This is a genomic window from Gulosibacter chungangensis (assembly GCF_008831155.1).
GTDB lineage: Bacteria > Actinomycetota > Actinomycetes > Actinomycetales > Microbacteriaceae > Gulosibacter > Gulosibacter chungangensis.
Genome location: NZ_WBKB01000004.1, coordinates 228516 through 247612, shown reverse-complemented (window position 1 = coordinate 247612; position 19097 = coordinate 228516). Strand labels below are relative to the sequence as shown.

Sequence of the window (19097 nt, the reverse complement as noted above, 5' to 3'; positions counted from 1 at the left end):
GTAGGCGCTCCAACCCGACGGGGTTATTCAACATAAGATGGAGAATCCATGCTTGAGATCACGTACCCGCCCGAGCTTCCCGTCTCGCAGCGCCGCGAGGAGATTGCCGAAGCCATTCGCGACCACCAGGTGGTGATCGTCGCCGGTGAGACCGGTTCCGGTAAGACGACCCAGCTGCCAAAGATCTGTCTGGAGCTTGGCCGTGAGGCGATTGGTCACACGCAGCCGCGTCGGATCGCGGCCCGCACGATCGCGGAGCGCGTGGCGGAGGAGCTCGGGAGCGAGATCGGTGACCTCGTCGGCTATCAGGTGCGCTTCACCGATGAGTCTTCGAAGGCGACCAAGGTCAAGTTGATGACCGACGGCATCCTCCTCGCGGAGCTTCGCGGCGACCGGATGCTCAGCCGCTACGACACGATCATCATCGATGAGGCGCACGAGCGCTCCCTCAATGTCGATTTTCTGCTCGGCTACCTGAAACGCCTGCTACCGAAGCGTCCCGATCTCAAGGTGATTATCACTTCGGCGACGATCGATCCCGAGTCCTTCTCGAAGCACTTTGCGGATGCGCCGATTATCGAGGTTTCGGGTCGCACCTATCCGGTGGATGTTCGCTATCGCCCGCTGGTTGCGGATTCGGATGATCCGGATGCGCCCGCGCAGGATCGCGATGTGTTTGAGGGTATCGTCGCGGCGTTGCAGGAGCTCGAGGGTGAGGCGCCCGGGGATGTGTTGGTGTTTTTGCCCGGTGAGCGGGAGATTCGGGATGCGGAGGATGCGATTCGCGGGTCCCTCACTGGCCGTCGCCGCGAGGCCACCGAAGTGCTACCGCTTTATGGCCGGTTGAGTGCGCGGGATCAGCACCGGGTATTTGAAAAGGGCCGCGCTCCCGGGGTGCGGCGCCGCGTGGTGCTCGCCACCAACGTGGCGGAAACCTCCCTCACCGTGCCCGGAATTGCCTATGTGATCGATACCGGTGAGGCGCGGATCTCGCGCTATTCCACTCGCGCGAAGGTGCAGCGGCTGCCGATCGAAGCGATCTCGCAGGCCTCCGCGAATCAGCGTTCGGGGCGGTCGGGCCGTACCCGAGATGGCATCGCCATCCGCCTCTATAGCGAGGCTGACTTCGTGAGCCGCCCGGAATTCACCGATCCGGAGATCCTCCGCACGAACCTTGCGAGCGTCCTGCTGCAAATGCTCGAGCTGAAGCTCGGCGCCATTGAGGAATTCCCCTTCCTGACCCCGCCCGATAGCCGCGGCGTGAAGGATGGCGTCGACCTGCTGCGGGAGCTCGGAGCGATTCGGGGTGCCCCTCGGGGATCACGCGGTCCTCGAGTAGGCGCCGAAGGCGACGTATCGAGACGCGCCGTACCGAGGCTCACACGCATCGGCCGGGACCTCGCGCGCCTCCCCATCGACCCGCGCTATGGCCGCATGGTGCTCGCCTCAAAAGAACTCGATGTTGCCCGCGAAGTGCTCATCATCGTCGCGGGGCTCACCATTCAGGACATCCGCGAGCGCCCGCTCGAGCACCGCCAGCAGGCCGATCAGCTGCACGCTCGGTTCCGCGACCCAACGAGCGATTTCTTCACGCTATTGAATCTTTGGAACTACCTCGAGGCACAGTCGAACGAGCTCGGGTCGAGCGCGTTCCGGCGACTGTGCAAGAAGGAATTCCTCAACTTTGTGCGCTTCCGCGAGTGGCAGGACCTCTTCCGACAGCTGCGCGAGGCGACTCGGGGACTGGGCCTTCGCATCCAAAAACCAAAGACCTTTTCGTCCGAGCCGAATGCCGAACCGGGCGCGAATGCGGATGCCGTGCATCGGGCGCTGCTGACCGGACTCCTCAGCCATATCGGCGTGTACGACGAGCTCAAGCGCGATTACAAGGGTGCACGGAATACGCGATTCCGGATCTTCCCCGGGTCGGGGCTGTCGAAGTCGAATCCGGATGCGGTGATGGCGGCCGAGCTGGTCGAGACCTCGGCACTGTTTGCCCGCACGGTCGCGAAGATCGACCCGGCCTGGGCGGAAGAGCTCGCGGGCGATCTCGTCAAGCGCCAGCACGCCGAGCCTCACTGGGAACGCAAGCAGGGCCAGGCTGTCGCGCTTGAGACGGTGACGCTCTACGGGGTGCCACTCGTTCGCAACCGACGGGTGGGCTTTGCGAAGATCGACCCGGCCTGGAGTCGCGACCTCTTCATTCGGCATGCGCTCGTTGAGGGCGATTGGACCGGCCGCTACGCCTTTGAACGCAAGAATCGGCAGCTGCGTCGCGAACTGGAAGAGCTCGAAGAGCGCACCCGCCAGCGCGGGCTGATTGAAGACGATGAGGCAATCATCGAGTTCTTCGTGGAACGCATCCCCGACGAGGTCGTCTCGCAACCGACTTTCGATAAGTGGTGGCGTGAGGCGCAGAAAACACAGCCGAATCTCCTCACCCTTACCCGCGCCGACCTGCTCGGTGAGGATGTCGATGAGGGCGATGACTCGCAATTCCCGCGGGTGTGGAAGCAGGGCGATCAGCAGCTGAAGCTGCGATATAAATTCGACCCGAACTCCCCCGATGACGGCGTCACAGCGACAATCCCGCTGCCGCTGCTCGCGATGCTCGAGCCAGAGGGCTTTGACTGGCTCGTGCCCGGGTTCCGGGCCGAACTTGTCACCGCGCTATTACGTTCGGTGCCGAAGGTCATCCGCCGCAACTTCGTACCCGCCGCCGACTGGGCGGCAAAACTCCTTCAGGAACCCGCCAACGAAGATTCTCTCCGCTCCCTGAGTAGCAGCGCTGGCGGCGTATCGAAGGGAACCAGTAGCGATCTGCAACGATCGATCGCGGACGCTCGTCCCGATCTCGGCGAGCCCGTCGACGGCCCGCTCACGGAAGTACTGCGCACTCACATGCAGCGCGCCGCGGGCATCCGCTTCGACATCGAAGAATTTGATCTTTCGAAGATCCCCTCGCACCTGCTGATGCGATTCCGGGTTGTGGATGATGCCGGTCGGGAGCTCGGCGCCAGCAGTGATCTCATTGCGCTGCAGCAGCGTCTGAAGCGTGCCTCCGAGGCCTCGCTCGTGCACGCAACGACCGGTGACGCGTCGCGGTCCCCTCGATACACCGCTTCCGGCGGCACTCGGGGGTCGAAAGGCAACCACGCCTCGACTGCCGGCGAAGCCGATGTATCCAAGGGCCGGTCCCTGAGTGCCGGCGAAGCCGGTGTAACGAAGGGGGCCGCACCCGACGCTAGCTTCGATCAGCGCGACATCACCGAATGGCCGGTGCCGGAGATTCCCGAATCCTTCGAGATCCGTCGCAAGCACGGAGTGATCCGAGCCTGGCCAATGCTGCAGCTGCGCAAACCCGCGAGTCCCGCATCCTCACCCATCGATTTGCTGCTCGCCACCACCGCCGAGGACCAGCAGCGCGAGCATGCCCGGGCGGTTGCGGCGCTCCTCGCCCGTTCGGTGCCGACCCCGGCAAGCTATGTTCAGTCGCACTTGACCTCGCACGAGAAACTATCGCTCGCATCCAGCCCGTATCAGTCGACGGATGCGCTGCTTGGTGATGTGCTTGCTGCGCTCGCGAGTGCGGCCATGCCTAAAGACCCGGTTCGCACCCGTGCGCAGTTTGAGGCGCTGCGCGATCAGTTCAATTCGACGCTGGTCGATTCGATGTTCACCGCGGTGAAGCTGGTCGCTGAGATCTTGAAAGCGCACCGCGAGGCGCTCGCCTCGATCAAGAACGTCAATGCGCTCGCCTATTTGGGATCCCTCACCGACGCGAAGGCACAGCTCGAATCCCTGATTTTCGACGGCTTTGTTTCTCGCACCGGCATGGAGCAACTGCGGCATCTCCCCCGTTACCTGCGAGCGGTCACGTACCGACTCGAGCGGCTACAGGTCAATGCCGCGAACGAGCGCTCGGGGATGCTTGAGATCGACAAAGCGATCGAGCTCTATCGGGCGGCCGACGGGCAGATCCCGACCGATCCGAATGCTCCGCAGTCGCTCACCCAGGTGCGCTGGCTACTCGAGGAATTCCGCGTGAGCCTCTTTGCCCAACAACTTGGCACCGCCCAGTCGGTCTCCCTGAAGCGGATTCGCGCGGCGCTCACCTAGCCGGAGCCGCGCAAAGGCGCGAGAAATTCTGGGCCGCGCATGCGGTCGTTTGTCGTGCAGCCAACCTCGAATCGTCGACGGGTTTCGTCAGTTCAATAAGCGTGCCCAAAATCACGGCCACTCGTGCGCAGCACCGGAACGGACGCCAAGAGTGAACACGAGTTTTGCTCGCTGCTTGCCGCACTCCGCAAGCGAGCGTAGACTTTCGCTACACGAATACTTTTTCGCTATACGAAACCTGGAGGCTCTGGTGATCGACAAAGTCGTACGATCAGCCGCGGATGCGATGGCCGGCATCTCAGACGGCGCAACGGTAATGATCGGCGGGTTTGGCCGCGCGGGTCAGCCGGTTGAGCTCATTGATGCGCTCATTGAGCAGGGCGCGAGTGATCTCACGATCGTGAATAACAACGCGGGTAACGGTGAGATTGGCCTCGCGGCACTCCTCGCCAAGGGTCGCGTGCGCAAGATCATCTGCTCGTTTCCCCGGCAGTCGGACTCCTATGTCTTCGATGAGCTGTATCGAGCGGGCAAGATCGAACTCGAGCTCGTACCCCAGGGAAACCTGGCCGAGCGCATCCGCGCTGCAGGGGTCGGTATCGGCGGTTTCTTTACCCCAACGGGAGTGGGCACTCCGCTTGCCGAAGGAAAAGAAGCTCGAGAAATAGACGGGCGCCAATACATCCTCGAATACCCGATCAAGGCCGACTTCGCGCTGATCAACGCGCTTGCGGCTGACCGCTGGGGCAACCTCGTCTACCGCGAAACCGCACGCAATTTCGGGCCGATCATGGCTACCGCCGCAACCACCACAATCGCCCAGGTTGACAGCATCGTCGAGCTGGGTTCAATCGACCCAGAGCGCGTCGTGACACCCGGCCTCTTCGTTGACCGGGTCGTCGCCGTCGGCGAACGCCCCTGGCTTCGCGAGGGCGAATTTATTGGCGGGGTCGACATCGAAGGTCGGCCGCTTGAAACCGCAAGTCCGCTCGCGAGGACAAAGGAGAATTCGCGATGAGCACGATCACTCGAATCAGCAGGCAGGAACTCGCCGCGAAAATCGCGCAGGACATTCCCGAGGGTTCGATCGTGAACCTCGGCATCGGCGCACCTACGCTGGTGGCCGACTATATGCCGAAGGATCGCGAGATCATTCTGCACACTGAAAACGGGATGCTCGGCATGGGCCCCGCGCCCGAGGCCGGGCAGATTGACCCGGACCTCATTAACGCCGGCAAGCAGCCGGTGACTGCCACAACGGGCGCCGCGTATTTCCACCACGCCGATTCCTTCGCAATGATGCGCGGCGGCCACCTCGATGTGTGCGTACTCGGTGCCTTCCAGGTCTCGCAGACCGGCGACCTCGCGAATTGGTCCACCGGAGCCCCCGGCGCAATCCCTGCGGTCGGTGGCGCTATGGACCTCGCGATCGGTGCGAAGCAGGTGTACGTGATGACGGACCTGCTCACCAAGCAAGGTGACTCGAAGCTCGTCGAAGCGTGCACCTTTCCACTCACGGGTGTCGGTTCGGTGAAGCGGGTCTATACCGACCACGGCATATTCGAAGTCACCGACCGGGGGTTCGCGGTGCGTGAAGCCTTCGGCGACAACAGCGTCCAATCACTGCGAGAGCTCACGGGCCTCGACCTCATCGACGCAACCTCCGCCGAAATCGACCCAGTCAGCGCATCCGCCCCGTCTATCTCATCCAATGTTGCCATTGAAGGAGCCAACCCGTGACCAACACCGTCATCTACGACGCTGTCCGCACACCGTTTGGAAAAGCCGCCGGAGGCCTCTCCGATGTGCGCCCCGACGACCTGGCAGCAACCGTGATGCGCGCGATCGTCGAGCGCACCAACCTTGACCCCGCTCGAATCGAAGACGTCATCTTCGGTGACGCGAACCAGGCGGGCGAGGACAACCGCAACGTTGCCCGGTTCGGTGCGCTCCTCGCCGGGTACCCAACCACCGTCACCGGCACCACCGTGAACCGCCTCTGCGCATCCTCAGTCGAAGCGGTGATTCAGGGCTCCCGCGCGATCGAATCCGGCGATGCCGAAATCATCCTGGCCGGTGGCGTGGAGTCCATGAGCCGTGCCCCGTTCGTGGTGGAAAAGTCCCGCAGGCCCTGGCCCGCAACCGGGAACCAGACGATGTGGAACACTTCGATCGGCTGGCGTATGACCAACCCGGCCCTCCCGAAGCACTGGACCATCTCCAACGGTGAAGCCGCTGAACTCACCGCACAGGACTGGGGCATCACCCGCGAAGCCCAAGATGAGTTCGCGGTGCGCTCGCACCAGCTCGCGGCGAAGGCGTGGGCCGAGGGCATGTACGACGTCGAAATCGTGCAGGTTGAAGGTCACGAACTCGCTCGCGATGAGGGCATCCGCGACTCCACGTCAGTGGAAAAACTCGGTGGCTTGAAGGCTCTGTTCGCGAAGGACGGCACTGTGACCGCGGGGAACGCTTCCTCGATTAACGACGGCGCCTCGGCGGTTCTGCTCGGCCGCGAAGGGCTCGACCTCGGCGAGCCGCTCGCTCACCTCATCGGCCGCGGCGTCCATGGGGTCGACCCCGACAAGTTCCCAATCGCACCGATCGAAGCTGCAAATAAGGCACTCGCGCGGGCCGGGAAGACCTGGGCCGATGTTGATTTTGTAGAACTCAACGAGGCCTTTGCCTCACAGAGCCTCGCCTGCGTCAAGGGCTGGACTGAAGTCGACCCGGAGCGCGTAAACATCCACGGTGGGGCGCTCGCGATCGGTCACCCACTCGGCGCCTCCGGCGGCCGCATCATTGGCCACGCCGCGCACGAACTCAAGCGTCGCGGTGGCGGCGTCGCGGTCGCCGCGATCTGCATCGGTGTCGGCCAGGGGCTCGCCGTCGTCCTCGAACGGTAATCGCGCGCGGCTCGACACGGCTGCGATTCCGTTTCAACTAGGCTCAAACGCATGAGTGAGACCAACGAACCCCGCGCAAACGACTTCATCCAGTCGCTTGCGCGGGGTTTCGCCGTGATTCGAAGCTTCGACGCTGAGCATCCCGTCCAGAACCTCAGCGAGGTGGCCAAGCGCGCGGACATCTCCCCCGCATCCGCCCGACGATTTCTCTACACGCTCGAAACCATGGGGTACGTACGCGCCGACGGACGGCAATTCGCGCTCACCCCGCGCGTCCTCGAATTGGGTTTCAGTTATCTCTCGGCCCTGTCACTGCCCGAAGCGATGCAGCCGCACCTTGAACAGCTTTCCCGTGCGGTCGGCGAATCGGTCTCCGCGGCGGTCCTCACCGGCAGCGATATCGTCTACATCGCCCGCGTACCAACCCGCAGAATCATGTCGATTGGCATCACCATTGGCACGAGCTTCCCCGCGCACGCCACCAGCATGGGCCGGGTCCTACTCGCCGCGCTCCCCGAAGCCAGGGCTCGGGAACTCATTAGTAACGGGCCCCTCGAAACCTTCACCAGCAGTACTCTGACCGATGTCACCGCGCTCCTCGAAGAACTCGCGCGGGTTCGAAAGCAGGGTTGGGCCATTAACGACGGGGAGCTCGAAGAGGGGCTGCGGTCGCTTGCCGTACCGATTCATGGGAAGGACGGTACCGTGGCCGCCGCCATCAACATCTCGACGACCGTCAACCGCAATTCACTCGAACAGATGCAGCAAGTGCAGCTCCCGCAAGCACTCGACACCGCCCGCGCGATCGAAGCAGAACTGAAACTGCTTTAGGCAACACCCGCACGCCCCGCCGCCCCAGCCGTGCACCCAACCGGGGCAGCTACCCCCGTGGCAGCTATTCGTCTTGCTCCGGCGGGACCGGGATCGCCCCCAGCACCGCAACAATGAAATCGGCAGCGGGTGGATGCAGTTGCCAAGTCGAGTAGTGCTGTTCAAGTTCCAGCCCGGCGCGGTATGCGTCCGCGGCGAAATCGACAAAGTCATAGCCACGTCCGGCGCCAAAACCGACGACGAGACGGCCCTGCGATGCAAGGTGACCGCGCATGCGTTGCAACGCGGGAAGGCGCTCCTGCTGCGCCAAGAAGGTCATGACGTTTCCGGCGCAGACGATCAGGTCGAATTCGCGGAGATCGCCCGTCTCGTCATCGAGCGCCAGCGAGGCCAGGTTCCCAACCTGCCATTCCGCACTCGGGTAGTCTTCGCGGGCCACCGAAATAAGGTATTCATCCAGGTCAACACCGACGACCTCGTGGCCTCGCTCCGAGAGCCACCCGCCGATGCGGCCGGTTCCGCATCCGGCGTCGAGGATGCGGCTACCGCGTTCGGCCATCGCGTCAATCAGTCGCGCTTCGCCGTAAATATCACGACCCGCATCGGTGAAATTACGCCACCGCTGGGCGTAGTTCTTCGCGTGGTCGGGGTTACTGCGGACGGCGGCGAGCCAAACATTCTCCTGCGGAGCGGAGCCATCTAAACCGGTCATTCCCCCAGTATCTCGCAGGATCGTCGCCACCCGTAACCGAGCGGCGAACATGGAAGGGTACCCTTACTTTTCATGACTGATCTGAGGACCGCGGTACCCGTCGACACTCGCCGCAATACTCCGCCGCACGCACCGCGCCCCTGGCCCCTACCGGTCACCACATCACCAAAGGTCACCGGCCTCGTGAACCAATTGGCGGCCTCGAACGACCTCGAACGTGAGAGCTTGCTGGTGCAGTTCATGGCAGAGATCGAGCGGGAAGGCACGCCCCTCATTGAAGCCGCGACCGATCCCGCATTCCGCATCGTCACCTTCATTTACCGCGGACCCGCTGCTGATCGCGTCTATCTGCAGGCCAATAAACTCACGGATGCGTTCACCCCTGCGGAGGGCAAGCTCACGCCAATTTCCGGCACCGATATTGCGACACTGTCGATACGCATGCCGGTCGACTGGATCTGCTCCTACTTCTTCCTCACTCCCACCGAACCCTTCGATGGCGATGGCGGTCGCCTGAGTGTCCGCGAGGTATTGCAGCAGCGGGATGCGGTGCAGGCAGACCCCTTAAACCCGAACGCGATGCCGCACAAGCTGCTTCCGCGCAGCGGTCAGTCGGTGGTCGCCCTGGCGGAAGCGCCCGAGACGCCGCCGGCCCAATCAAGCAACCGCTGGCGCGAGTCAAGCACGGGCATCCGGCTACCGATGAGCGGCGCCGAGGTGCAGGCCGTGGTGCACTCGCATCCGAATGCGGATGCGCACAGCCCGGCCGTCTTCCTCTGCGACGGTGAAGTCTGGCTGCACCAGCGCATCCTCGCCGAGGCCTTGGAGTACCGCATTGCTTCGGGCGCTTGCCCGCCCTTGCACCTGGTCTACATCCCTTCTGGTGGCCTGCAAGCTCGGCAGCGTGATTACACGGCCGAAGCGGATGCCCAGGCCGAGCTGCTGGAACTCGCAGGCGCCGTGCTTCGGGTCGCGCAACCGGGTTGGGATGCGCGCTGGATCGTCGCGGGGCAGAGCCTCGGTGGACTCTTCGCACTGTTCGCGGCGACCCGGTTCCCACAGCAGGTGGCGGGGGCAGTGGCACAGTCCCCGTCGCTGTGGTGGCCTTCGGAAGGACCGCTCGACCCGGGCCCCGGGCAGTGGTTCCGGGAACTCGGTGCGGCGGGTGACTGCGCGCCCTGCGTGGTTCAAGGCGGGCGCACCGAATGGATTCTGATTGAGCCAGTGCTCCACGCGCGGGAGTTTTTGCGGGGCCTGGATCGCCTTGTCGAAACTCCCAGTGACATCGTCACCGGTGGCCACGATGAGGCCTGGTGGCGTCGCACGCTCCCCGAGGCGATCGAGGCCATCGCTCACTCATAACGTTGTCGGTTAACGCGCAGAAATCAAACTTCCACTTTAGGTAAGCCTAACCAATCTGTAGGCTGTGTCGAGGTCCGCACCCATCCCGCGTGGTGCGGCAAGAAAGGGAAGAACACCAATGAAGACTGGATTCTCGGCAAGACTGCGCGGCGCGGTCGTCCTCGCCGCGACGGCAGCCCTCGCGCTCACCGGCTGTGCCTCGACCGCGAGTGACTCGACGGATGCGGGCGCCACGACCGACACTGCAGCAGGCGGCGCTTCGGACGTTTCCTTCCCGCTCACCTTTGAAAACGCCGATGGCACCACCACCGAGATTCCCGAACAGCCGGAAAATATCGTCTCCACCTCGGTGACACTTACCGGGGCGCTGCTGTCCTTCGATGCACCGATCTCGGCCTCATCGAGTGCCGGGAACGGCCAGTTCTTCGACCAGTGGGCCGACGTTGCCGAAGAAAAGGGGATCGAAAACCTTTGGGCAGTCGGCAGCGTTGATGTCGACGCGCTCATCGCAGCCGACCCCGACCTGATCGTGGTTTCGAGCTCCGGCGCCGACTCGGCCATGGACAACCTCGCCGATTTCCAAGCCATCGCACCGACCATCGTGCTCGACTACGGCGAGGGTACCTGGCAGGACCTCACACTCGAGCTCGGCGAAGCGACCGGGCTCAGCGACGAAGCCCAAGCCACGATCGACACCTTCGAATCGCACGTCGCCACCGTGAAGGAACAGATCACCATCCCCGAGGGCGAAGCCAACATCATTTCCTTCAACGGCCCCGGTGAAGACAATCCAATCGGCAAGGCTGGCGGTCCGCACGCGCAGCTGCTCACCGAACTTGGGTTCACCATTGAGGATCCCATTCAGGAATGGCACAACCAGGAAGGCGAGCGGAACGACTTCGTCTGGGCAAGCTACGAGAACCTGACGAACCTCACCGCCGACACCACCTTCATCCTCGCGCGAGACAATGAGGGCGCCCAGGCATTCGCCGAGGACACTGTCCTCGCGAACCTCCCGAGTGTCCAGAACGGACAAGTGTACGGTCTCGGCCAGAACTCCTTCCGCATCGACTACTACTCGGCAACCGAGATCGTCGACGGCATCCAGGCAAACTTCGGCGAGTAACACCCATTTCTCACGCAGTAGACACATCAACCGACCGGGGCGCGAGCGTGCCCCGGTCGGTTCCTCGTACTCCGAAGCGAATTCCCGGCGGCGGATCCCCGCGCGCCGGGCTCTGGTTGAGCCTGATCGGTCTGCTCGTCCTGACACTCCTGCCCGTCTCACTCGTGGTGGGCACGGTCGATATTGGTGTCGAGGATGCGTGGAACGCGTTCTTCCATTTCGATCCCACCAACACGAACCACCTGCTGATGCGAGAAGTGCGGATGCCGCGCACCGTACTTGCCGTGATCATTGGCGCTGGGCTCGGCGCTTCCGGTGTGATCATGCAGGCGCTCACCCGCAATCCGCTTGCCGAACCGGGGCTCCTAGGAGTGAACGCTGGCACCACCTTCGTGGTCGCCGCGGCAATCGCGTTCTTCGGCTTCGGCACCCTCACCGCGTCCATGGTGTTCGGCTTTCTTGGCGCCGGAATTGCCGGTGCTGTGGTCTACATCCTCGGCGGGGTGCGCACCGGCGGTAGCCCGGTGCGGCTCGTCCTCGCAGGCGCGGCCATCAACGTCGTGCTGCTTGCGAGCACCCGCATCATCATGGTGAACGCCAACACCGAAATCTTTGATCGGTTCCGCAGCTGGACGGTTGGTTCGCTGGAGGGCCGCGGTGTTGATCTGCTCTTACCAACCGGCTTGAGTGTGCTCGTGGGGCTCATTATCGCGATGCTCATTGCAGGTCCCCTTGACGCAAGCGCGCTCGGGCAAGACCTCAGCCGTTCCCTTGGCGCAAGCCCCACCGTGGTGCTCTCGTTCTCGGCCCTCGCCATCGTCATTATGTGCGGTGCCAGCACCGCCGCGGCCGGGCCCATCAGCTTCGTGGGCCTCACGGCACCCTTCATTGGACGGCTACTGGTCGGCTTGAACCATCGCCGGCTCATTCCCGCCACCGCCCTGATCGCCGCCGCGGTGGTGCTCGTCGCCGATATCGCCGGACGTCTCATCGTGCCCTCCGGCGACATTGGCGTCGGCATCATGATTTCCATCATCGGCGCACCACTCTTTGTCGCCATCGTGCGTCGCCGAAAGATCGCCCAGCTATGAGTCTCGACATCGACCGCACCCCAGCCTCACGCGCATCCACCGACCGTGCCCGGCCACGCTCGGTGGTGACCGGCACGCCGATTCGGCTGCGACGCACATCCTTCATCATCCGACCGCGCGTGATCGCGATCGTGACTGTCCTCCTCATCCTTTCGCTGGGGCTCGCGGTGCTCGCGCTGCTGCTCGGCTCGGTGCAGGTGCCGCTGAGTGACCTCGTTGCGTCGATGTTCGGGCAGTCTGCCGAGCACAAACACAATCTGGTGATTCAGAACATCCGCTTCCCGCAGGTCGTGGCCGCGCTTTCGGCAGGCGCGGCGCTCGGGGTCTCGGGTGCGGTATTCCAGTCGATTTCGAATAATGCGCTCGGTTCGCCGGACATTATTGGGCTCACGACCGGTGCTGCGACCGGCGCGATCAGCCAGATCATTTTCTTCGAAGCCGGCCCCATCCAGGTCACCATCGGCGCGCTTATCGGTGGCATTGGTACCGCGGTGGTGATCTACTTACTTTCGCTGAAGGGTGGGGTAACCGGCGGATTCCGGCTCGTGCTGATCGGTATTGGCGTGGGGGCGCTGCTCTCTTCGCTCAACAGTCTGATGATGGTTCGTGGGGATGTGGAGCTCGCCTTCACCGCGAACGTCTGGATCTCCGGTTCTGTCGACAATGTGAAGTGGGATCAGGCCCTGCCGACGTTGATCATTTCACTGATCACCATCCCCGTAATCGCGGCCCTTGCGAAGCGCGCCACAATGGTCGAAATGGGCGATGACATGGCCCGTCAGCTCGGGGTCAACGCCGAGCACACCCGGCGCATCCTCATTCTGCTGGCGGTAGTGCTCGCGGGGATTGCTACGAGTTCCGTTGGGCCGATTTCGTTCATCGCACTCGCTTCGGGGCAGCTTGCGAAGCTCCTCACGCGTTCGGGCAGCATCACGGTGTTCGCCTCAGCCGTCATGGGTTCGTTTCTGCTCATGCTCGCGCATGTGATTACCGCGGTACTCCCCGTCCACTACACCCTTCCCATCGGCCAGGTGACCGGCCTCATCGGCGGGATTTATCTCGCTTGGCTACTGACCCGCTCAAAACAGGTTTAATCATGAAACTCACCGGCGAAAACCTCACCCTCGCGTACGAACAGCGCACCATCTCCGAGCAGCTGCACGTACAGATCCCCGCGGGTGAAGTCACGATCATCATCGGTCCGAATGCCTGCGGTAAGTCGACGCTGCTGCGCGCGCTTTCGAGACTCCTCGCCCCCATAACCGGTTCGATTCTGCTCGATGGCAAGGACATCCATCGACTCCCCGCGAAGGAATTCGCGCGCCGGTTGGGCCTCCTCCCCCAGCAATCAAACGCGCCCTTCGGTATCACCGTGGGCGACCTCGTGGCGCGCGGCCGTTACCCCCACCAGAACCTGCTGCAGCAGTGGACCGAGGCGGACGAAATCGCGGTGGAGCGGGCGCTTCGTGCCACCGGGATGCTGGAGTACGTGGATCGCCCGGTGGAAGAGCTTTCCGGTGGTCAACGTCAGCGGGTTTGGGTTTCCCTGCTGGTCGCACAGGATCCGCAGGTCATGTTGCTCGACGAACCCACCACCTACCTCGATATCTCGAACCAGCTTGAGGTCTTGGAACTGTGCCGCCGACTCAATCGCGAAGAGGGCCGCACCGTGGTGATCGTCTTGCACGAGCTTTCGCTGGCGGCCCGCTATGCCGACAATCTCATCGTGATGCACGAGGGCGCGATCGCCGCTAGCGGGCCGGTACGCAAGGTGCTCACCGAGGACCTCCTGAGGCAGGTCTTCCGCATCCACTCCCGGGTCATGGACGATCCGATCTCGGGGCATCCGCTCGTGATCCCGCTCGAGAGCATCGATGCGCAGGCCGCTGAGAAGCACTGACCTTGCGCAGGGAGCAGTTCGCAAATCCGGGTTAGGCCACCGATTCCTCGAAGCTTGGGTCGGGGTCGGTAATGTCGAAGCGGATTGCCCCGAAGTGGTCGAGGAGATCGTCCCCGCTGAGATAAAAGGCCACCGAGTGGTCACCACCACCGATTGAAATGGGGCCGGATTCGACAAGTTCGTCAGCAATCACCGGCAGCGCCGAAGGAATACCGAACGGGGTGATCGTGCCGCGTGCAAAGCGGGTCACGGCCTCTGCTTCACCCTGTGGCGGCATCGCTGCCTTGTTGACACCGAGCAGCTTCCGCAGCTTCGCCCAAGCGATCACTCGGTCCCCCGGTACTAGCACAATCGAATAAACGCCCTTGGAATCCTTGATGACCATCGACTTCACGAGCTGCCGTGGCGTGATCCCACGCATCTCGGCAGCCTCGCGCAGTGACTTCGCGCGACCGTGCTCGCGGATCTCATGCTCGATTCCGGAGGCCATGATCGCGGCGACTGCGGGGTTGGTATTGGGGTCGAGGGCTGGGTTTTCGGTCATCTTGGGATACAACTTGCGTATCGCCGCCGATATTCCGCAGCGCAGCCCGGTCTTAAGCAGGCATGTTTTACGGTTCCATGCAGAAAATGGCCTCCGACTCGCTTATAAGAGGGTCGGAGGCCATTTTCTGCATGGAACGGTGAATTTCGAGTCACGGTGTCAAGATGTCACCGTGTCACCACAGTGCTAGAGGACTTTCGACAGGAAGTCCTGGGTGCGGGACTCCTTCGGGTTATCGAACAGGTCGGCCGGTGGGCCGGTCTCGACGACTTTGCCTTCCGCCATAAACACCACGCGGTCGGCGACCTCGCGAGCGAAGCCCATTTCGTGAGTGACGAGCGCCATGGTCATGCCCGATGCGGCAAGGTCACGGATCACCTGGAGTACCTCGCCAACCATTTCCGGGTCAAGGGCTGAAGTTGCCTCATCGAAGAGCATGATCTCAGGGCTCATCGCGAGCGCGCGAGCAATGGCCACACGCTGTTTCTGACCACCCGAAAGTTGTGACGGTCGGTGCTGTTTCTTATCGCCGAGCCCGACTCGATCAAGGAGGTCCTCGGCTCGCTTGCGTGCCTCGGCCTTCTTGAGTTTGCCAGTTTCGATCGGTGCCAGCGCAACGTTCTCAAGCGCGGTCATGTGCGGGAAAAGGTTGAAGTGCTGAAACACCATCCCCACCCGCTGCCGGACCACATCGAGTTCTTTGCCCTTTGCCGTTGCGATATTCGCTCCGACGATGATCACCTCACCCTTGGTGACGTCCTCGAGCCGGTTCAGGCATCGCAGTAGCGTGGATTTTCCGGAACCTGAAGGCCCGATGATCGCAATCACTTCGCCGTTTTTCACCGCGAGGTCGATGCCCTTGAGCACTTCATTGCTGCCGAAACTCTTGTAGAGGTCCTTGACGACAATCGGGTCGCCGCCATCGACGGTGATGGGTTGGGTATATACGGGTTCTTTATTTGTCATGAGAATCCCTACTTATTAAATTTGCGGTCGAAATAGTTGGACAGCAGCGTCAGCAGCCAGATCACGATGAAGTAGATCGCGCCGACCACGAGCCAGATCTCGAAGGAACGGAACGTGGATGCAATGACGATACGACCCTGGTACGTGAGTTCGGCGAACCCGAGTACCGAGAGCAGCGAGGTGTCCTTCAGCGTGATGATGAGCTGGTTGATGAGGTTCGGCGTCATGATCTTGAATGCCTGCGGCATCACGACCTTGCGCATTGACGAACCCCAGCTCATACCGAGTGAACGCGAGGCTTCCATCTGGCCGGTGTCCACCGACTGCACACCACCGCGCACAATCTCGGTGATGTAGGCACCCGCGTTGAGCGACAATGTGATCACACCGGCGGTGAGGGCGTCCAGTGGCTGGCCGGTAATGGCTGGCACACCGAAGTAGAAGAAGAACGCCTGCACCAGCACCGGGGTGCCACGGAAGATGTTCACGTAGGCGCCCGCGAGCCCTCGCAAGAACACGTTCCCGGAGAGCTTCAGGATGCCGAACAGCACACCCAAGATCATCGCGAAGATGAGCGAGAGGAAGGTCGCGATGAGCGTCAGCCCGAGACCGTACATCAGCGACGGGAAGGCGTTCGCCACGAGGGCGAAGAAGGAGGTGCCCGTTGATTCGTCCTGGTCGGTGGCGAGGTAGCGGTCGATGATCTGCTGATACGCGCCGGAATCCATGGCGTTCTGCAGACCCTCATTGAACATCTCGAGCAGTTCCGCGTTTTGCCCCTTGTTTACCGCAAATCCGTATTCAGAACCCGGTTCTGGATCGGTGACGAGCTTGAGCGGAACATTGCCCGATGCGATGCCGTACTGCAGGACCGGTGAGTCCTCGAAGGTGGCCGCAGAGTTACCCGCAGCGACATCGTTGTACATGTCGGCCGAGTCTTGGAAGGCGTTAATCGTGAAGTCGTATTCCTCGGCAAGGGACTGCGCAAAGTCATACCCGGTGGTTCCGGTCTTCACCGCGACAGTTTGTCCCGCGAGATCCGAATAGGATTCAATGTCGCTTTCGACGGCGACTGCCATCTGAGTGCCCGACTGGAAGTAAGGCTCCGAGTAGTCGAAGACCTGCTTCCGCTCGTCCGTAATCCCCATACCCGCGATCACGCCGTCGGCCTGACCCGACTGAACGGCTTGCAGTGCCGCATCGAATCCGAGGGTTTGAATCTCGATTTCGAAGCCCTGGTTGGCCGCAATCGCACGGATCAGGTCCATGTCGATGCCGACGTTCTGGCCGCTCTCCTGGAAGACAAACGGCGCGAAGGTGGTGTCGGTGGCGATGATGAACTTGCCGTTGGTGACCGGGGTGTCGGTGGCAAAGTTCGGGTTGACCGGGAGCTCGCCGGGTTCGCCCGGTTCGAGCTGTTCGTTCCCGAGCACCGCCTGACCGTTGCCGATCGTGGTCGCGTCGGGAGCGTCGTCGCCGAGGTAGTCCTCGAGGATGGCCTGGTAGGTGCCGTCCTTAATGAGGTTCATCAGCCCCTCGTTGAAGGCTTCGCGAAGTTCGGCGTTCTGCCCCTTCTTGACGCCCATGCCGTAGCTGGATGCCTTCTCTTGCGGGGTTACCGTCTTCAGGTCGACGTTCCCGGTAGCAATGCCATACGCGAGGATCGGATAGTCGTCGAAGACTGCGACCGAGCCGCCCGAGGTCACGTCACTGTACGCATCCGCGGCATCTTGGAAGCCGGTGACGGTGAACCCGTATTCGCCAGCGAGTTGCTCCGCGAAGGCGTAGCCTTCAGTGCCGGTCTTGGCCGAGACGGTCTTCCCCGCGAGGTCCTCATAGGATGCGATCGAATCGTCATTCTTGGCGACCGCCATTTGAATACCCGAGTCGAAGTACGGGTTGGAGAAGTCGAAGATTTCCTTGCGCTCGTCGGTGATGGACATGCCTGCCATCACGGCGTCGGCTTGACCTGCTTGTACGGCCGCGAGCGCACCGTCGAAGCCGAGCACATCGATCTTGACGTTGAAGCCTTGGTTCTCGGCGACCGCGTTTATGAGGTCGATGTCGATGCCGCGCAGTTCCCCATCGCGTTCGAATTCAAAGGGGGCCCAGGTGGTGTCGGTGGCGATCGTGAAGGTTTGTCCCTCGACCGCGCTCGAGCCCTCTTCCGATTGGCTCGTGACCGCCCTGGCGATTGAGTTAGCCCCACCCACGGTGAGCAACAAAATCAATAGGGCGGCGAAACTAGACAGAATTGCTGTGCGGTGAGCCCGCCACCAATTCGCAGATTGCGTTATGAATGCCATTGGATTCCTTTAGTCGTCTCTGACTTCTATCGGCGTGCTTTCGCCTCAGGCTAGCAACCTTGGTGTTCGCTCAGCGCATTAGCATCGGCCATGCGCAGAATTAGCGCGCGGGATAAACTAAAGTGACATTTGCATGATTATGCATGGAATTGAATAAGGAGAATTCGATGAAAGCCTGGATGTTCCACACCACTCACCAGCCGTTCGAGCGCACGGATATCCCCGAGCCCACCGCAGGCCCCGGCAAGGTCGTCGTGGATGTGAAGGCAGCAGGCCTCTGTCACTCTGATGTCGGCATTTTGGAAGACGAAGGCTGGCTCGCGATTATGGACACTCCCGTGGTCCCCGGTCACGAAACCGCTGGCGTGATTAGTGAAGTTGGCGAAGGGGTCACCGATTGGAAGGTTGGCGACAAGGTCGCCGTCTGGCCGATGATCGGTCCTTTCGGTTACGGCGTTAATGGCGGCTGGGAAGCACGCGCCGAGGCAGACGCCGAGCAGCTCGTACGTATCCCGGAAGGCGTTTCGTTCGCTCAGGCCGCGGCCGCGACCGACGCGGGTATGACTTCCGTGGGCGCACTGTCCACCGGTGGCGTGAAGGCTGGCCAGAAGGTCGGCATCATCGGCTTTGGTGGCCTCGGCCAGATCGGTGCGCGAGTTGCGCATCTCGAAGGTGCCGAAATCTACGTCGCCGAAGTCAACGAATCGGTCTGGGACCGAGCAAAAGAAGCAGGCGCCGTCAAGGTCGCTAAGGACATCAGCGAGTTCAAGGATGACGAACTTGACGTCATCATCGACTACGCCGGTTTCGGCACCACGACCGCTGCAGCCATCGAAACGGTCCGGCGCGAGGGCGTCGTGGTCCAGGTCGGCATGGGCAAGCTCGAGGCAACGATCAGCACCAACGCACTGATCCTCGGCAAGGTCTCGCTGATCGGCTCCAACGGTGGTTCGAAGGAAGACATCGCCTCGGTCATGAAGTGGATGGCCTCCGGCGAGCTCAAGCCGGTGCTCACCGAGATCGACTTCGAGGAAATTCCGGAAGGCATCAAGATGCTCCAGGACGGCACCGCGAAGGGCCGCTTGGTTGCGAAGGTCGCCGAATAATCCATTTCGGTCCGCACCGACTAGATGGCGGCCCCGCTTCTCGAAGCGGGGCCGCCACTTTCACAGCATGGTCAGTGCCTTTCGGCAGTGATTTCAGGCATCCGGGCGTACGATTCGGGGTGTTCATG

15 protein-coding genes are annotated in these 19097 nt (G+C 62.3%); 11 read left to right on the top strand and 4 right to left on the bottom strand.

The features are described 5' to 3' along the window. The first annotated feature begins 48 nt into the window (after positions 1-48). From hrpA to F8O05_RS08310, 5 genes are all read left to right on the top strand, one after another. Positions 49-4119 carry an ATP-dependent RNA helicase HrpA gene (hrpA, locus tag F8O05_RS08330; RefSeq protein WP_158052266.1) on the top strand — a complete coding sequence of 1357 codons (4071 nt, stop codon included), beginning with the start codon at positions 49-51 and terminating at the stop codon, positions 4117-4119. 250 nt (positions 4120-4369) lie between these two features. Next, positions 4370-5137 carry a 3-oxoacid CoA-transferase subunit A gene (locus F8O05_RS08325; protein ID WP_158052265.1) on the top strand — a complete coding sequence of 256 codons (768 nt, stop codon included), beginning with the start codon at positions 4370-4372 and terminating at the stop codon, positions 5135-5137. Further along, complete coding sequence (locus F8O05_RS08320; RefSeq protein WP_158052264.1) at positions 5134-5859, top strand: 3-oxoacid CoA-transferase subunit B; 726 nt, start codon at positions 5134-5136, stop codon at positions 5857-5859. Before F8O05_RS08325 ends, F8O05_RS08320 begins: the two co-directional genes overlap by 4 nt. Next, on the top strand, positions 5856-7025 hold the full coding sequence (locus F8O05_RS08315; protein ID WP_158052263.1) for a thiolase family protein: 1170 nt from the start codon (positions 5856-5858) through the stop codon (positions 7023-7025). The genes F8O05_RS08320 and F8O05_RS08315 overlap by 4 nt, the downstream gene beginning before the upstream one ends. A 51-nt stretch (positions 7026-7076) precedes the next feature. Continuing rightward, on the top strand, positions 7077-7856 hold the full coding sequence (locus F8O05_RS08310; RefSeq protein WP_158052262.1) for an IclR family transcriptional regulator domain-containing protein: 780 nt from the start codon (positions 7077-7079) through the stop codon (positions 7854-7856). Between the two features lie 64 nt (positions 7857-7920). Here the strand turns inward: F8O05_RS08310 and F8O05_RS08305 are convergent, their stop codons facing one another. Continuing rightward, positions 7921-8568 (bottom strand): class I SAM-dependent methyltransferase, encoded by a 648-nt coding sequence (locus F8O05_RS08305; RefSeq protein ID WP_158052261.1) that lies wholly within the window; start codon positions 8566-8568, stop codon positions 7921-7923. 72 nt (positions 8569-8640) lie between these two features. Here F8O05_RS08305 and F8O05_RS08300 point away from each other — a divergent pair, with 72 nt between their 5' ends. The 5 genes from F8O05_RS08300 (at position 8641) to F8O05_RS08280 (ending at position 14047) form a co-directional block, all read left to right on the top strand. Continuing rightward, on the top strand, positions 8641-9930 hold the full coding sequence (locus tag F8O05_RS08300) for an enterochelin esterase domain-containing protein (RefSeq protein WP_158052260.1): 1290 nt from the start codon (positions 8641-8643) through the stop codon (positions 9928-9930). Between the two features lie 118 nt (positions 9931-10048). Further along, entirely contained in the window at positions 10049-11056 is a 1008-nt protein-coding gene (gene fepB / locus F8O05_RS08295; RefSeq protein WP_158052259.1) for a Fe2+-enterobactin ABC transporter substrate-binding protein, read from the top strand. 47 nt (positions 11057-11103) lie between these two features. Next, positions 11104-12147 (top strand): FecCD family ABC transporter permease, encoded by a 1044-nt coding sequence (locus F8O05_RS08290; RefSeq protein ID WP_225735805.1) that lies wholly within the window; start codon positions 11104-11106, stop codon positions 12145-12147. Further along, on the top strand, positions 12144-13241 hold the full coding sequence (locus tag F8O05_RS08285; protein WP_158052258.1) for a FecCD family ABC transporter permease: 1098 nt from the start codon (positions 12144-12146) through the stop codon (positions 13239-13241). Before F8O05_RS08290 ends, F8O05_RS08285 begins: the two co-directional genes overlap by 4 nt. Then, the gene (locus F8O05_RS08280) at positions 13241-14047 is read left to right on the top strand and encodes an ABC transporter ATP-binding protein (RefSeq protein ID WP_404811365.1); all 807 of its coding nucleotides are present in this window, start codon (positions 13241-13243) and stop codon (positions 14045-14047) included. Before F8O05_RS08285 ends, F8O05_RS08280 begins: the two co-directional genes overlap by 1 nt. A 31-nt stretch (positions 14048-14078) precedes the next feature. Here F8O05_RS08280 and F8O05_RS08275 read toward each other — a convergent pair whose 3' ends face one another. The 3 genes from F8O05_RS08275 to F8O05_RS08265 all read right to left on the bottom strand — a co-directional run bounded on the left by F8O05_RS08275 (position 14079) and on the right by F8O05_RS08265 (position 17863). After that, the gene (locus F8O05_RS08275) at positions 14079-14591 is read right to left on the bottom strand and encodes an aminoacyl-tRNA deacylase (protein ID WP_158052256.1); all 513 of its coding nucleotides are present in this window, start codon (positions 14589-14591) and stop codon (positions 14079-14081) included. Between the two features lie 186 nt (positions 14592-14777). Next, positions 14778-15557 (bottom strand): amino acid ABC transporter ATP-binding protein, encoded by a 780-nt coding sequence (locus F8O05_RS08270; RefSeq protein ID WP_158052255.1) that lies wholly within the window; start codon positions 15555-15557, stop codon positions 14778-14780. 8 nt (positions 15558-15565) lie between these two features. Next, positions 15566-17863: an ABC transporter substrate-binding protein/permease gene (locus tag F8O05_RS08265; RefSeq protein ID WP_158052254.1), complete on the bottom strand. Its 2298-nt coding sequence runs from the start codon at positions 17861-17863 to the stop codon at positions 15566-15568. A gap of 167 nt (positions 17864-18030) precedes the next feature. Between F8O05_RS08265 and F8O05_RS08260 the strand changes: the two genes are divergently transcribed. Continuing rightward, positions 18031-18969: a zinc-binding dehydrogenase gene (locus tag F8O05_RS08260; protein WP_158052253.1), complete on the top strand. Its 939-nt coding sequence runs from the start codon at positions 18031-18033 to the stop codon at positions 18967-18969. Positions 18970-19097 lie beyond the last annotated feature (128 nt).